At 36.1% G+C, this 14,410-nt stretch carries 17 protein-coding genes; all 17 read right to left on the reverse strand.

The window, feature by feature from the left end:
• Positions 1 to 163 precede the first annotated feature (163 nt).
• Complete coding sequence (locus tag DFR78_RS07905; RefSeq protein WP_114458299.1) at positions 164 to 985, reverse strand: purine-nucleoside phosphorylase; 822 nt, start codon at positions 983 to 985, stop codon at positions 164 to 166.
• Positions 982 to 1,440 (reverse strand): EutP/PduV family microcompartment system protein, encoded by a 459-nt coding sequence (locus DFR78_RS07910; RefSeq protein WP_114458300.1) that lies wholly within the window; start codon positions 1,438 to 1,440, stop codon positions 982 to 984. Before DFR78_RS07910 ends, DFR78_RS07905 begins: the two co-directional genes overlap by 4 nt.
• Position 1,441: 1 nt before the next feature.
• The gene (gene eutS, locus DFR78_RS07915; protein ID WP_114458301.1) at positions 1,442 to 1,792 is read right to left on the reverse strand and encodes an ethanolamine utilization microcompartment protein EutS; all 351 of its coding nucleotides are present in this window, start codon (positions 1,790 to 1,792) and stop codon (positions 1,442 to 1,444) included.
• Positions 1,793 to 1,875: 83 nt separating this feature from the next.
• A complete protein-coding gene (locus DFR78_RS07920) occupies positions 1,876 to 3,060 on the reverse strand; it encodes an acetate/propionate family kinase (protein WP_114458302.1) in 1,185 nt (394 codons plus the stop codon).
• 77 nt (positions 3,061 to 3,137) lie between these two features.
• Complete coding sequence (locus DFR78_RS07925) at positions 3,138 to 4,265, reverse strand: iron-containing alcohol dehydrogenase (RefSeq protein WP_114458303.1); 1,128 nt, start codon at positions 4,263 to 4,265, stop codon at positions 3,138 to 3,140.
• 60 nt (positions 4,266 to 4,325) lie between these two features.
• Positions 4,326 to 4,874: a BMC domain-containing protein gene (locus DFR78_RS07930; RefSeq protein ID WP_114458304.1), complete on the reverse strand. Its 549-nt coding sequence runs from the start codon at positions 4,872 to 4,874 to the stop codon at positions 4,326 to 4,328.
• A complete protein-coding gene (locus tag DFR78_RS07935) occupies positions 4,871 to 6,208 on the reverse strand; it encodes a 4Fe-4S dicluster domain-containing protein (protein ID WP_114458345.1) in 1,338 nt (445 codons plus the stop codon). Before DFR78_RS07935 ends, DFR78_RS07930 begins: the two co-directional genes overlap by 4 nt.
• Before the next feature lie 33 nt (positions 6,209 to 6,241).
• Entirely contained in the window at positions 6,242 to 7,660 is a 1,419-nt protein-coding gene (locus tag DFR78_RS07940; RefSeq protein ID WP_199505584.1) for an aldehyde dehydrogenase family protein, read from the reverse strand.
• A 25-nt stretch (positions 7,661 to 7,685) separates the two neighbouring features.
• Positions 7,686 to 8,102: a heme-binding protein gene (locus DFR78_RS07945; protein WP_114458306.1), complete on the reverse strand. Its 417-nt coding sequence runs from the start codon at positions 8,100 to 8,102 to the stop codon at positions 7,686 to 7,688.
• 2 nt (positions 8,103 to 8,104) lie between these two features.
• Positions 8,105 to 8,668 (reverse strand): cob(I)yrinic acid a,c-diamide adenosyltransferase, encoded by a 564-nt coding sequence (locus tag DFR78_RS07950; protein ID WP_114458307.1) that lies wholly within the window; start codon positions 8,666 to 8,668, stop codon positions 8,105 to 8,107.
• Between the two features lies 1 nt (position 8,669).
• Positions 8,670 to 8,960, reverse strand: a complete 291-nt coding sequence (locus DFR78_RS07955; RefSeq protein ID WP_114458308.1) for a EutN/CcmL family microcompartment protein — start codon at positions 8,958 to 8,960, stop codon at positions 8,670 to 8,672.
• Positions 8,942 to 9,844, reverse strand: a complete 903-nt coding sequence (locus DFR78_RS07960) for a flavoprotein (protein WP_114458309.1) — start codon at positions 9,842 to 9,844, stop codon at positions 8,942 to 8,944. The genes DFR78_RS07955 and DFR78_RS07960 overlap by 19 nt, the downstream gene beginning before the upstream one ends.
• 20 nt (positions 9,845 to 9,864) lie before the next feature.
• Positions 9,865 to 10,692 carry an ethanolamine utilization protein EutJ gene (gene eutJ, locus DFR78_RS07965; protein WP_114458310.1) on the reverse strand — a complete coding sequence of 276 codons (828 nt, stop codon included), beginning with the start codon at positions 10,690 to 10,692 and terminating at the stop codon, positions 9,865 to 9,867.
• A gap of 136 nt (positions 10,693 to 10,828) precedes the next feature.
• Positions 10,829 to 11,137, reverse strand: coding sequence for a BMC domain-containing protein (locus DFR78_RS07970; RefSeq protein ID WP_114458311.1), 309 nt, complete (start codon positions 11,135 to 11,137; stop codon positions 10,829 to 10,831).
• Between the two features lie 19 nt (positions 11,138 to 11,156).
• Positions 11,157 to 11,804: a BMC domain-containing protein gene (locus tag DFR78_RS12430; protein WP_114458312.1), complete on the reverse strand. Its 648-nt coding sequence runs from the start codon at positions 11,802 to 11,804 to the stop codon at positions 11,157 to 11,159.
• Positions 11,805 to 11,837: 33 nt separating this feature from the next.
• Positions 11,838 to 12,569, reverse strand: coding sequence for a glycerol dehydratase reactivase beta/small subunit family protein (locus tag DFR78_RS07980; protein ID WP_114458313.1), 732 nt, complete (start codon positions 12,567 to 12,569; stop codon positions 11,838 to 11,840).
• Positions 12,562 to 14,397, reverse strand: a complete 1,836-nt coding sequence (locus DFR78_RS07985) for a diol dehydratase reactivase subunit alpha (RefSeq protein ID WP_114458314.1) — start codon at positions 14,395 to 14,397, stop codon at positions 12,562 to 12,564. The genes DFR78_RS07980 and DFR78_RS07985 overlap by 8 nt, the downstream gene beginning before the upstream one ends.
• Positions 14,398 to 14,410 lie beyond the last annotated feature (13 nt).

A 14,410-nucleotide genomic window follows, 5' to 3' on the forward strand; every position in this document is an offset into this window, starting at 1 on the left:
GTTTTAAATGCTTTTATTGTTGTGTTTAGAAGACTTATTTTAGTATTTGAAACATGTAAATTGGAAAATATTATATGCTTTTTGTGTTACAATCAACATATTAGTTTAATAAATTTAATTAATATTGCTTTTTTAACAAATTTTATAAAATCTAAATATTTAATTATTCCGACAAAATTTCTTTAAACAATCCTTTAATACCCGGTGCTAATTTTCCCATTAAAAGTTCCATATTTTCGGAAGATATAACTTCAGGATTATATTCACCGGCAGTATCTGTTATCACAGAAACAGCAAGAACATCCAGCCTGCTCTGCACCGCAGCAATTATTTCCGGAACAGTTGACATTCCAACACAGTCTCCACCTATCCTGCGCATATACTCTGCTTCTGCTGAACTTTCAATTTCCGGGCCACAGATAGCTGTGTATATACCTTCATGAATATTAAGACCATACTTTTCTCCCAAACTGATAATTTTCTGCCGCTCTTCCTCCTTATTATAATAGGCTTTTTCCAACAGCGGGAAGCGTATTTCATCTTCTAAAGCTGGTCCTCTTAAAGGGCTTGTTCCCTGCAGGTTAATATGATTTTTAACCACCATAAGATCTCCTCTGTGATAGTCTTCATTAAGTGCTCCTGCTGCATTTGTCAAATAAATCTTTTTTACTTTAAGATATTTAAACACTCGTATCGGAAAAACAACTTCTTCCATACTGTACCCCTCATAATAATGGTATCTTCCCCCTGTAATAATAGTATTTTCCCCATTAATCTTCCCAAAAATAAGGCTGCCTTTATGTCCTGGGGCAGTAAGAGGTGGGAAATAAGGAATTTCTGTAAAGGACAGTTCAATTTCCTTATTCAGTATATCCTTTAAAAAAGAAAGACCACTTCCGGCAACTACTGCCGTATTTAATTTATTATAACCGGTTCTTTCTTTAATATAATATGCTGCTTTTTTAGCTTTTTCCAGATAATTCATTCGTCTGTCCTCCCAACTTCACTATTGAACTTTATAAATTCAGATAATTTTTTTAAACCTGTACCTTCTAGAGCACTTGTAAGAAATATTTTCTCTGCTCCAGCCATTTCCAAAATTGATCTTGCATATTCAATATCTGCATCTTCTGCATCTATTTTTGTAATAATACCTACCACAGGTCTCGCAAAAACAGAAGCAAAGCCTGGTGGCAAAAAATTTTGTTCTGCCGTGGCATCTGCAACAAGACCTATTATTTCAGCTTCCTGTGCAGCTGAAATTAAGGCTGTGTAATAATGCTTGTTCTCTATATATTCTCCAGGAGTATCAATAGCTTTATCATTAAACTCAAGACTTTGTGTTCTGTAATCTATATTTTTAAATTCTCCATTCTCCAGAACTTTTATAAGTGTTGTTTTTCCTGCTCTACTGGCCCCTATAAGAATTATTTTTACCATATCAGGACCTCGTAATATCTGTTATATCAAAATCCAAAACATGTTCTAATAAGTTAAGAATATTTTTTAAAGCTGATTCAACACTGGACACCTTACCACTTATAACAAGAGAACCACTAAATCTGTCAATAAAACCAATTTCAATATTTGCTGCTTTACTTGCTGCATCTGCAGCAATAATTGCGGCTTCACTGGGAGTAATAGTTAAAATTCCTAATGCTTCGTGTTCCTGGTTTAAACCAATTTTTTTGTAGATATCTTTGGATGGATGGGCAATTAGATGTACCAGAGTAACCTGTTTACCAGGTACATATTCCTGTATCATCCGCTGTTTTTCTTTTTCTGCTGCCATTTTCTCTCACCCCAGTTGCTTTTTAATTCTTTTTTAATTACCTGCAAGTATATCCTCCAGTACTGATTTAATGTGATTTTCTATTATTTTTTTGTTTCTCTAGCTATAACCAGCTCTTCATTTGTTGGAATAACATATACTTTAACTGCTGATTCTTCTTTACTTATTTTTATTTCCTCACCCCGACATTTATTTTTTTCTTTATCAAGACAGATACCAAAATACTCCATGTCAGATAATATTATTTCTCTTACCTCCACAGCATTTTCTCCTATACCGGCTGTAAATACTATTATATCAACTCCACCCATCACTGCTGTATAAGATCCTATATATTTTTTTACTCGACGGCAGAAAATTTCAAGGGCCAGCTCGGATTTGCGGCTGCCTGCTTCTGCTGCTTCAGATAAATCTCTAAAATCATTGCTGACTCCAGAAATTCCTAGTACTCCACTTTCTTTATTAAGAACTTCATCAACATCTTCGATGGACAAATTTCTTTCTTTCATAATATAAGGTATTATACCGGGATCAATATCTCCAGATCTGGTTCCCATTACAAGTCCTTCCAGTGGAGTAAGACCCATACTGGTATCAACCACTCTGCCTTTATCAATCGCTGCTATACTGGCACCATTACCCAGATGACATGTTATTATTTTTAGATCTTCATAATTTCTTCCATCCAATTCTGATGCTCTCTCAGATACAAATTTATGTGATGTTCCATGAAAACCATACCTTCTTACCCCATTTTCTTTGTACCAGGAATAAGGTACTGCATAAAGAAATGCTTGTTCAGGCATAGAGTAATGAAATGCTGTATCAAAAACACCAACATTGGGAGTATCTGGCATCAGCTTCTGACTTACTTCAATACCAATTAAATTAGCCGGATTATGCAGTGGAGCCAGTTTGATATTTTCCCTCAGTGCTTCAGATACTGCATCATTTATCAGCACAGAACCTGAAAATTTTTCTCCTCCGTGCACAACGCGGTGGCCGACAGCACTAATTTCATCCATATTTTTAATAACTCCAATTTTTTCATCCTGAAGTACATCTAAAACCATTTTAATAGCTTTATTGTGAGCAGCTATTTTTTCCGAAATCTTTATTTCTTCTTTATTTAAAGCTTTATGTTTTAAAACTGAACTTTTTTCTCCAATTTTTTCCACAAGTCCTTTTGCCAGAACTGTTTCACCTTCCATATTTATTAATTGATATTTTAATGAAGAACTGCCACAGTTAAGCACAAATACTTTCATAATATTACCATCCTCTGCTGAAATATATTTATCTATTATCTCCTTGAATTCATAATTTTATCCGTAAAAATTCTTCATCAGTAAACATCTTTAAGAATCTTTATAATATCTTCTCTTTTTACAGGCCTTGGATTACTTCTGAGCATAAGAACTTCTTCAAGAGCTAAATCTGCAACTTCTTCAAAACTGTCAACACCAAACTCTTTTAAACCTGTTGGCAGTCCAATATCTGCAGTGAGCCTCTTGACTTCATCTGCAGCTCTTCTAGCTGCTTCCATTTCAGTCATATTCGAAATATTAACGCCCAGCAAACGAGCAACATTAGCAAATTTAGTCGGGTTGGTAATTATATTAAATTTCATAACATGTGGAAGCAGTATAGTATTTGCAAGCCCATGAGGAATTTTGAATCTTCCTCCAAGCGGATGGGCAATAGCATGTACCAGACCCAGACCACAGTTGCTTAGAGCAATTCCTCCAAAAAGACTGGCAAGAGACATCCCTTCTCTTGCTTTCATATTATTTCCATTACCTACTGCTGGACGCAGATAATTTTTTACCATTTCTACTCCTTTAGTTGCTATCATTTCAAAAGGCAGTACTGCATCCTGTGATACATAGGACTCTATACAGTGGCTTAAAGCATCCATTCCACTAATTGCAGTCAAATATGGTGGAAGTGTTCTGGTAAGCTCTGGATCAACCACTGTTATATCCGGTATTAGACTTTCATCTACAGCGGAAAACTTATTTTTTGTTTTTTCATCTTTAATCACTACTGCTTTTGTTACCTCACTGCCAGAACCAGAGGTGGTGGGAACTGTAATTAAAGGTATCCTACTGCACTTTTCATTCAGTTCTTTCTGCTGACAGACAGCTCTAACTGCCTTTGCAGAGTCAATAGGACTTCCCCCACCTACCGCAAGCAGTGCATCTGCAGTGTTTTCTATTGCAAATTTAACACCCTGATCTATAATATCTATAGTAGGATCTGGTTTAACCTTGTCAAAAACAACATAATTAACTTTACCATCCAGCTCTGCTGTTATCATATCCAAAATACCAGCTTTTTTTATACCTTCATCTACAACAATCATCAAAGTTCTGCATTCCAGATCGGCAGCTGTTTGAGGCAAAACCTTTCTCTTCCCAGATCCGAACTTTATTTTTGTCTTTATCTGGAACTCAAAATTAAAAGAATTCATCCAACCATCTCCTCTTTATAGCAACAGCAGCATATATTTAGATTATTTTATATCTGCAGTTTAAAGCAGTGTTTTAAATACATCCTTATCAGGAGAAGAAATAAATACTTTATTATAGAGCATACCATTGTCCTTGCCGGCAGCTGCTCCTGCATTAAGAGCCTGTTTTACTGCACTGACATCTCCCGTAAATGTCACATATGCCTTTCCTCCCAAACCCGTACCCAATCTAACCTGTATAAGATCAACCTGAGCTGCTTTGGCAGCTGCATCTGCACCAATTATAGCACTTGCTATACTGAAATATTCCAGCACACCAACTGCATTAACTTTTTCTATCTCTGTAGTTGCATTAATTGCATTTAAAAGCTGATTGTGTATTCTTGAGATAACAAGATGGTCTACTACAAATGGATCACCTTTTTCTATTCCTGATTTTACAGAAGATTTAACTGCACTTACATCTCCAGAAATTAAAATAGTATATTTACCCGGACAGGTTGGCTGTGCCAAAATCAGATCTACATCTGCTGCTTTTTTCATTATATCTGCTACTTTTATACCCTGGCTGATTGAGTTAAACTCAAGTAAGCCTATTGTAGTAATCATAATTCCACCTCAGAACTTTTACTTATTACTATTTCTTTCTCGTCCACCTTAATAATTTTCCCCTCTAAACTGGCATGTATATTGGCACTAAGGCTGTCTTCTTTAGCTTTTCCAACAAGATCTCCTTTTTTGATCTGCTGACCTATTTCTACCACAGGATATGCAGGTACACCAATATGCTGGCTCATAGGAATTTTAACCTCTTTTATTTCAATTTTTTCTGTTTCCGCAAGAGACTGATGATAATATTTACTCAGGTTAAGCCTGGAAATTTGGCGATCTGTTGGTATTCGTCTGTATTTTTTCATTGGATGAGCACTGTATTCTTCCTGTTTACTCTTATACTTGTCTTTTACCTTTTCTTTAAAATATACATTGATAAGCCTCGGTGATAATCCCATCGGGCAGGCATAAAGCTCACATACTCCACACTCACAGCATAGCTGTGCCATCTTGAAAATTTCTTCATCTTCTGAATAGGCCAGTGCTCTCATTATTCTGTGCGGCTCCATATCATGTCCTATTAAATACCTGGGACAAAAATCAGTACACATGCGGCACTGTATACAGGCTGCCTTAGACTGGTTTTTCATATGTTCCATGCTCTGCTGATTTCTCTCTATCACATAATGGTTCCTGGGAAGTACAATAAGAGCTCCATCTGTTTTTTTAATAACAGCACTATTTATCTCTTCATCTGTCACATAGTGAGTCCCCATCATTGGTCCACCAATTATTACTGCATAATCATCCACTGATGCACCACCTGCTGCTTTTATACAGTCATTAATAGGAGTACCAATGGGTACATTAATTATTTTGGGATCATTTACTTCTCCCAACATAGAAACATATTTATCTGTCACTGGTTTTCCCTGTAGAGCAAAATAACTATTTACAAGAGTTCCAACATTTGTAACTACTACTCCAACCTGAAGAGGTATACCACCTTCAGGAACCGTACGTCCTGTTATGTCATAAACCATAATCTGCTCATCACCTGCAGGATAAAAACTGTCCATCAGAAATAAATCTATTTTATATTCCTCATCCTCTATTATTTTCTCCAGACAGGCTCTTTCATTTTCATATTTTTTCTTAAGAGCAAAAACTGTTTTTTCAACACCTATTTGCTCTGCTATTTTATTTGCTGCTGAAATCATCTCTGCTGAATAGGTTCTCATGAGATATTTATCTGTCATCAAAAGTGGCTCACATTCTGCTCCATTGATAATCAGATATTCTGCTTCACAGTCATATTTAACATGAGTAGGAAAACCGGCTCCTCCAGCTCCTACTACCCCTGCTTCAAATATTTTTTTTATAAGGCTCATAAAAATACCCCTCTCCATTTAGAAACCACTTTTTTATATAATGGAGAATCCATCTACTAATACACATCTTCTCTTTCTGGTGAATGTTCTGGCAGAAGTTAATCCTTCACCAGTAGGACCAGCTATTGTAAAAGTTGTATGTCCCTCTCCTCCAGCACCGATACCTGCATAAGAAGGTGCATTTTTGACATAAATAGTAGTTTCAATTTTCTTGGCAAATGCTGTTAAATTATCTACATTTTTAGAATGAATTACTGCTGTATGTCTGTTCCCGTGTTCAACCTGAACTCCAATTTCCATTGCTTCTTCAAAGTTTTTGGCTCTAACAAGAGGGATAACAGGCATCAGCTGTTCTTCCTGTACAAATGGATGGTCAAGTTCTACATCTACAATTACAAGCCTCAAGTCCTCACATTTTGGTTTAATTCCTGCTTTGCGAAGGATATATGCAGCATTTTTACCAACAAGATCTTTGTTAATGGAACCATCATCATTAAGAATAATTTTTTCCAGTGAAACTGTATCATCTATAAGCTGAGCATTATCATCGATCATGTGTTTTATTAATTCGTCTGCAACACTGTCCAGAGCAACAATTACTTTTTCCGATGTACATGGTAAATTATTATCAAAACTTGCACCTTTAATAATATCTGATGCAGCTCTTTTTAAATCTACTGTATCATCAACCAACACCGGGGGATTACCTGCTCCAGCACCAATAGCTTTTTTGCCTGAAGAAAGTGCTGCTTTTACCACACCTGGACCACCTGTAGCAACAATCATAGATATTCTGTCATCAGCCATACAGCTTTCAACTGTTTGAATTGTAGGTTCAGCAACTGCTGTAAGTAGATTTGCAGGACCACCTGCTTCTATTATTGACTGATTTAAAACTTTAATTACATATGTTGAAGTTTTCTTTGCTCTGGGATGACCATTAAAAACTACTGTATTGCAGGCTGCTATCATTCCGATTGAATTGCAGATAATAGTTTCTGATGGATTGGTTACAGGCGTTATTGCACAGATCACTCCAAAAGGTGCTTCCTCCAGAATTGTAAGACCTTTTTTCCCACTCTTAGCCTCAGTTCTAAGATCTTCGGTTCCAGGAGTTTTATTTATAGCTAAATTATTTTTTATAATTTTATCTTCTATTCTTCCCATACCACTTTCTTCATATGCCATCCGTGATATTTTATCAACATGCATACTTATTTCATTTCTCATGGCCTTTATTAGCTCTTCTCTTTCTTCTATAGAATAATCATTCTGAAGTATATTTTGAGCTTTACATGCTGCATCAATTGCCTCATCCATGGTAGGGAAAATGCCTAAATCTCCTTTAGAACTATTTTCAGTTTTATTATCTTTTATTTCAGTTTTTTCTTCCTCTATTTCTTTTAGTATCTGTTCTACTATTTTATTAATATCCTGATTTTTAATATCCAATCTTTCTCCTCCTTCCCTGTTTAAACTAACTGCTCGTATATCTATTGACAAAAAATTCTGCTCCCGATTCAGCAATTTCAATATCTTCATCCACAGTACCACCACTTACACCAACTGCTCCAACAACTTCCCCCTGACTTTTGAGCGGTATGCCGCCTCCAAAAAGGACTATATTTTCACAGGAAGTATCAATACCATAAAGCATATTGCCAGGACTCGAAATTTCTCCAAGTTCCTGAGTAGTCATCCGCAGAGCATAAGCAGTATAAGCCTTTGCAGGTGCCAGTTCAATACTTATGGGCAGGGCATTATCCATTTTTTTAAAAGTTATCAGTTTTCCATCATCTCCAACCACAGAGATAACAGCCGCTAAATTCATTTTTTCTGCCTTTTTCTGGCACTGTTCTGCAATTTTTTCTGCTATATTAAGAGATATTTTCATAACTAACTCTCCTCATTATTCAGAACCTGACAAACCTTCTCAGTAATTAAATCTATTAAATACCTTCTATCTGCAGTTCTGCTCAAAATATAAATGAGGTCAGACAGCCGATTAATATAACTATGGAGTATTTCCGAAAATTCTATATCTTTCTCTTCCTCAGCAGCTATAGTTCTTCTTTCAGCTCTCCTGCAGATTGTTCTGCAGATATCAAGCAGGCTGCCCACTTCACTTTCACCAGGTACTATAAATCCTGACAGATTAAAATCAGACTGATAAGAGTCTAGCTCAGCCTCCAGAAAAGCAAGGTGCTCTTGTTTTAATTTATCTTTGGGTTCTCGCCCTAAAGATGCAAGTTCTGCAGCAACTATAAATAAATCCTTCTGTACTTTAAAAATTATTTGTTTAATATCAGCATCCTCACACTTTACCCGGGCCAGCCCCAACCAGGAGTTAAGCTCATCAATAACACCATATGCTTCAACCTGTGGGTCTGATTTTGTGATTCTTTCACCACTCAGGAGGCTTGTATTTCCTCTATCCCCCCTTTTTGTCGCAATAGACATATTAATAACCCCCTCCTGAAAAGCTTGACTCATCAAGTTCAATTTCATCAATAATACCTACAATAGCATGATCTATTGGACTCCCTTTAAACTGATCAGTCTGACGTGCAGCACTACCTTTTGTGACAAGAACTCTTTCACCAATTCCAGCACCTACACTGTCAACTGCAACCAGACATTTTTCTTTTCTAAATTCACCATATAAAGGGTGTACTAAAAGCAGTTTTGTTCCAACTAGATCTTTATCTTTCTGTGTAGCCACCACATTACCCACTACTCTGGCTGTAAACATAATATCATCCCTTTGTTTTCTGCCACTTCTCTGGCATATGGAGTAATTACTGCATCTTCCCTGACATATATTTTCTTAATAGTATCCCGAATAGGATTAATATCCTTATAGGTAATCACTTTTTTATTTAATACTACAGAAGTTCCCGTCCCAGCTTCTGCTGAGTTTTCTTTAGATAAATTGCTGTCATTAAATTCAGCTTTATTTTGAATTTTTGCTGTATCTGATTTAGAAAATATTACTGATTCTCCATCAAAATTAAACTCTACATCGCTATTTAATTCATTTTTTAAGATACTGTCAGCTTCTTTATAAAGATCAGCAGCATCAACAATTTTAATACCAAAACTTTTTACTCTTTTCAGCTGTTTTTGATTATATTCCAGTAAAGCTGTCGGAGTTTTATTCATCCCCAATTCTCTCCAGCCTTTTGCAGAAATATCAGCTGCATTTTTTACAGCTGCTACAGGTATACCGCACATAACAGCTCTAAAAATATAATCGATCAGCTGTGAATCTACAAAATGTGCTGATAATTTAGCCACTGTATTTCTGGTCATTACAGGAATTAATACAAGATCAGCATCATTGATACATTCAAAATCAGCTTCATAATTATCCCAATCAACATTAAGAGCTGACAGTATTTCGCTTTTATCCAGCATCTTTTCTGCTGCAGTAGAAAAGAGAAAACTCCAATTAATATCATAAGTGCTGTCAATTTTTTTTAGCTGATCTAAACTTTTTTGATAAGCAATTTTGCCTCCGGTAAAAACAGCTGTTATATTTTTCTTTTCCTTGTTTAGTTTGAAAGAATCTGTCATCAGAGTATTCAGTACTTCTCTGATAATTTTTTCTATCAGTTCTCTGTTCACTTCAACCATCTTTTTACCTCCATCCTCAACTATTCACAGTTAATGGCAATACCGAGGGGAGTTACCAGTAAAGTCTGAGAGGGTTTTACAATCTTTAAACCTGTTTTTTTTGCAAGCACCTCTTCTATACCATCTATGGCACTTGTACCGCCAACTAAATAGACTGTTTCAGCTTTATATTTTCCAATATGATTATTAATAATAGAAGCAATTTTCTCTATTACAGGAATAACCATTGGAAATATTTCGTCTATCCTATCAGGATCTCTTTTTATTTTTTCGGCTTTTTCTATACTAATTCCCAATCCACCTGCAATTACAAGGTTTAAATGTGTTCCACCTGTGGCTTCATCAGCAGTATAAACTACTTTACCATCTTCCAATATGGAAATCCCTGTTGTTCCACCACCAATATCCACTACAACACCTCGCTCAATACCCAGCAGCGTTGCTGCTGCAGAAGGTTCATCCACAACATTTTTTACAGTGAATCCTGCTCCCTGTACAACATTTTTAAAGGTATCAATATCTCTACCACCAGTACCTGGCGGTACAGCAGTTGCTGCATATTTGATTTCTCTGTTAAAAATAGCTTCCATTTTTATTTTCATTTTTTTTACTATTTTCAGAGCACCAATATAATCTACAACAAGACCATCTCTTACAACTGTTCCAGGTTCACAGAGTGCCAACAGAGGTTTATTATCTTTATCAACTGCTGCAAGAACCAGATTGGCAGTTCCAAGATCTACACCTGCCTTAATTTCACCTTGATAATCAATTTTTTGTGGTGGATTATCAATTAATTCTGCTACTTCATTTAAGACTATATTGGCGTTAGCAACAAATTTATTCATTAATATTATTCTCCTTCATCAGACAGCAGATCATTTTTTGATTTTTATAATTATCATAAATTACATATTTTATTTGATAAGTAATAAATAAATTCCCCCTCCCACCTCAAAGAAGAGGGGGATTGATCATCACAATTTACTCCATTTCCGGCATATCTAGTTTTTCAGCCACCATTTTAGGTAAAATTGTTTCAACATCTTTATGAGGTCTTGGAATAACATGTACAGAAATAAGTTCTCCAACTCTTCCGGCTGCTGCAGCTCCTGCATCAGTCGCTGCCTTAGTTGCTCCAACATCTCCTCTAACCAGTACTGTTATTAATCCTGAACCGATTTTTTCATAACCAACCAGAGATACATTAGCTGCTTTAACCATTGCATCTGCTGCTTCTATTGCTCCAATAAATCCTTTAGTTTCTATTAATCCTAAAGCTTCACCGTTCACGTTTCATTCCCCCTTTTCCTTAATTATCATCATTTATTATTTCATCATAGTGAATACAGTTCTTTCTCAGATCACCTTTTCTGCGCGGACAGGCTGGATCTCCACAAATATTGCAGATATCTTCTTCATCTTTATTATCTGATTCCACTTCTTCAACTTCATCTACTTTTTTAGCATCTTTTTCTGTATTTAAATCTTCATCATCTGTCTGTTTCTCACTCTCTTTTTCTGCATCATCTAAATCTTCATTATCTGATTCATCATCTTCCTTATTTTCAGCGCTGCTGTCTTCAGATATTTTAGAATCACCTTCAGTTTCTTTAGGGGTTTGTTCCTGTTTAAACGAATTATCTTCAGAAATCTCGCCCTTTTCTTTTTTATAACCCACAGTTTCATCTGTACGAATCATATTATCAATATCCTTATGTGGTCTGGGAATAACATGAGCACCAACAACTTTGCTCAGTTTTGATGCTGCCTGTTTAGCTGCGTCTACAGCAGCTTTAACAGCACCAACATCACCAGTGAATTTGACAACAATCAAACCTCCACGGCTTATTTCATAACCAATCAAATCAATATTAGCAGCTTTTTTAGCCACATCTGCAGCTTCAAACGCTGCATTTAAACCCAGAGTCTCTACCATACCAAGTGCAGTTTTTGCCATATTCCCTCCTCCCTAACTTCTCTGTTCCATTAATTAGTTATTTAATTTTTTAACCACATCCACAATTAAATCTGTCAGCAGATTAAGCTGTTTTTCAGATATACTATCTTCACTGTCCAAATTGATCTCACTAAAATCTTCAGAGTTATCTTTTTCCTCGTCAATTTTAGAATCACTATTTTTTTCATTATTTTTAGAACTATTCTTTTCTTCACTAATTTTTGTATTTATTTCTTGATCTTTATTTTCAGAAGAACTGCTGCTTTTAGAAGATAAAACAAGATCACTCAAACTGTATTTATTGACTTGATCTGCATTTAAATCTGTTTCTGAATGCTTAAATTCTAATTTATCTTTTTCACTAAATTTAATATCCGGAGCAGAGCCTGTTGTAAATTCATCTTTTAAGGGAATTTCTTTTACCGGAATACCTTTTACAAGTCTGGCAGCATTAGAGCCAATAATCTTTGCCTGAAAATTATAATCAATTTTTTTCTTGAAAAAAGGATTTTCCAGATCCAGTTTTTTATGCTGAAGCACAATATTATTATCAGCTCCTATACCAACACCGATATTAAGTCTTGATCTCTGTGCTGCTTCATGGGCCAGTATTTCTGGATTTTTCTCTTCACTTGCAAAATAATAGAAGGGAATGCCTTCTTCCTCAAGTCCATAGCAGACATTTTTAAAAATATCACTACCTGCGATTTCCGCATCAAATCCTATATATACAGAAGGTTTTTTAGACTGCTCTTTACTACTCATCTAAAACACTTCCCTCCTCGTCTAGATAAGACAGCACAAGACCTGTTGCTACAGCATTGCGGGGGCCCATTAGTCCTCTAATATTTCCACGCCCTGCCACTACTCCATATTCCGAAAGACGGTTGGAAATCATTGTTGGAATTTCAAAATCAATTGCCGATCCGCCAACCATTACTACAAAATCGATATCTCTTATATTTCCTGTTGGTATAATTCTTTTTAATGCCCTCTCTGAGTTGCGTACAAAAACATCATGTTTTGCTTCTCTTCTTACCTGACGAATTTTATCCAGCGAATGATCTGTATGAATCGGCACCATTTCATCATCAGAAAGAATTACTACTCTCCCAAATAATTTTGGCGGTAATGGTTCATCAAAAAAATTAACTGTCCCATCTTCATGCCTTATATGGAACATACTCTCCACTTTAGCAAGTGGAAATATTTTGATCATCTCTGCCAGCTTAACATCTGATAGACCCAGTTCGATATTAATCAAAAGTGAAACCATATCACCCGCACCTGCAAGATGTGTTGTATATACCATATCTTTCCGTGTAACCATTGCAGCATCTGTGGAGCCGCCGCCCATATCCAGGATTACAAAAGGTTTGTCTGTACCTGGAGTTGTAAGGGCTCCTAGAATCGCCATATTGGCTTCAATACCTGCAATAGTTACTTCAATATCTGTTTTTTCTTTTAATTTATCAGCAATTTTCTGCATGGGAAGCTGGCTTGTTTTAACCATTGCTGCCAGTCCTACAGCATTTTCCATTGCATGCTCTTCTGCTAGTCCTCCTCTCACTTCTTTTGGGACAAAGGTATTTACTGCAAGTATATCCTTTATTTTAATTTCTGCAAGAGGCTGATCTGTAACTTTACTCATAGTTTCTTTTACTCGATCGAGCATACCACCGACATTTGTTCCCGCTTCACCTTTAACATCTTTTATTGGCTGAATTTTTTCTATCGAATCCATGATCTCTTCTGCACCTGCATCTATTCCTATTTCAGATTTTCCCCTGTCACCAAATATAACAAGATTTCCAGCAGGTATTTTACGCTCTTCTACATCACCTTCCGGTGTTCTTATTACAACTGCAGATCTATTCCCAATTAAAGATCTAGCCACAGGAAAAATATGCTTTGTTTCTTCAGAGTCAAGCTCAAAGATTGTAGCTATGCCGTAGGGGTTGGAAAGTTTATCGATTGTACCACCAGGGCTGGCCACTTCTACAGCAGCTTTTTTGCCAAGTGGTATTTTATCGATATATTTAACTTCATCAATAACCGGAATTATTTTATTGAGGCGGTTTACTATAAGTACTGCATCATCTTTTTGTGCCACTGCACCATTAATATTGATCCCCTGTTCTGCTGCCTGATTGATAATATCTGCTGCTCTGGCAAAATCAACTTCTCCTGGTATGATAAGTATAATATCATCACCAGGACGGCAGTCTTCAACATTTTCTACCCTGGTTGTTATCCCAACACCCAAGCCGACTCCACCAGGTGTCCAGGGGTCATGACCTATCATGGTAGATTCTGTAATAACAGTTTCAGTTATTGTTTCCATTGCTACATCACCAATAACTGGTGTAGCTTCGTTTATCCTGATTAAATCAATATCCTGGTAACTTAAATCGATTTTTTCTAATGCCCTATTTAAAGATTCCAGAATACCTTCAATATTATCTATTGTACCTTTTAATCCAGTGGTCTTATATATACCATCTGATATAAACTCTATATTTTTATTTTCTACTCTGCCGACTGCAACTTCCGTAGTGGAGTTGCCGATATCGACCCCTACAATATATTCCATAATCCCACCCACC

This window comes from Halanaerobium sp. MA284_MarDTE_T2 (genome assembly GCF_003337245.1).
Taxonomy (GTDB): domain Bacteria; phylum Bacillota; class Halanaerobiia; order Halanaerobiales; family Halanaerobiaceae; genus QPJE01.

Bases quoted from the DNA above. Each gene is read 5' to 3' on its own strand.
- DFR78_RS07905 (WP_114458299.1), bottom strand. From the start codon at position 985: ATGAATTATCTGGAAAAAGCTAAAAAAGCAGCATATTATATTAAAGAA.
- DFR78_RS07910 (WP_114458300.1), bottom strand. From the start codon at position 1,440: ATGGTAAAAATAATTCTTATAGGGGCCAGTAGAGCAGGAAAAACAACA.
- eutS (WP_114458301.1), bottom strand. From the start codon at position 1,792: ATGGCAGCAGAAAAAGAAAAACAGCGGATGATACAGGAATATGTACCT.
- DFR78_RS07920 (WP_114458302.1), bottom strand. From the start codon at position 3,060: ATGAAAGTATTTGTGCTTAACTGTGGCAGTTCTTCATTAAAATATCAA.
- DFR78_RS07925 (WP_114458303.1), bottom strand. From the start codon at position 4,265: ATGAATTCTTTTAATTTTGAGTTCCAGATAAAGACAAAAATAAAGTTC.
- DFR78_RS07930 (WP_114458304.1), bottom strand. From the start codon at position 4,874: ATGATTACTACAATAGGCTTACTTGAGTTTAACTCAATCAGCCAGGGT.
- DFR78_RS07935 (WP_114458345.1), bottom strand. From the start codon at position 6,208: ATGAGCCTTATAAAAAAAATATTTGAAGCAGGGGTAGTAGGAGCTGGA.
- DFR78_RS07945 (WP_114458306.1), bottom strand. From the start codon at position 8,102: ATGAAAATATCTCTTAATATAGCAGAAAAAATTGCAGAACAGTGCCAG.
- DFR78_RS07950 (WP_114458307.1), bottom strand. From the start codon at position 8,668: ATGTCTATTGCGACAAAAAGGGGGGATAGAGGAAATACAAGCCTCCTG.
- DFR78_RS07955 (WP_114458308.1), bottom strand. From the start codon at position 8,960: ATGTTTACAGCCAGAGTAGTGGGTAATGTGGTGGCTACACAGAAAGAT.
- DFR78_RS07960 (WP_114458309.1), bottom strand. From the start codon at position 9,844: ATGGTTGAAGTGAACAGAGAACTGATAGAAAAAATTATCAGAGAAGTA.
- eutJ (WP_114458310.1), bottom strand. From the start codon at position 10,692: ATGAATAAATTTGTTGCTAACGCCAATATAGTCTTAAATGAAGTAGCA.
- DFR78_RS12430 (WP_114458312.1), bottom strand. From the start codon at position 11,804: ATGGCAAAAACTGCACTTGGTATGGTAGAGACTCTGGGTTTAAATGCA.
- DFR78_RS07980 (WP_114458313.1), bottom strand. From the start codon at position 12,569: ATGAGTAGTAAAGAGCAGTCTAAAAAACCTTCTGTATATATAGGATTT.
- DFR78_RS07985 (WP_114458314.1), bottom strand. From the start codon at position 14,397: ATGGAATATATTGTAGGGGTCGATATCGGCAACTCCACTACGGAAGTT.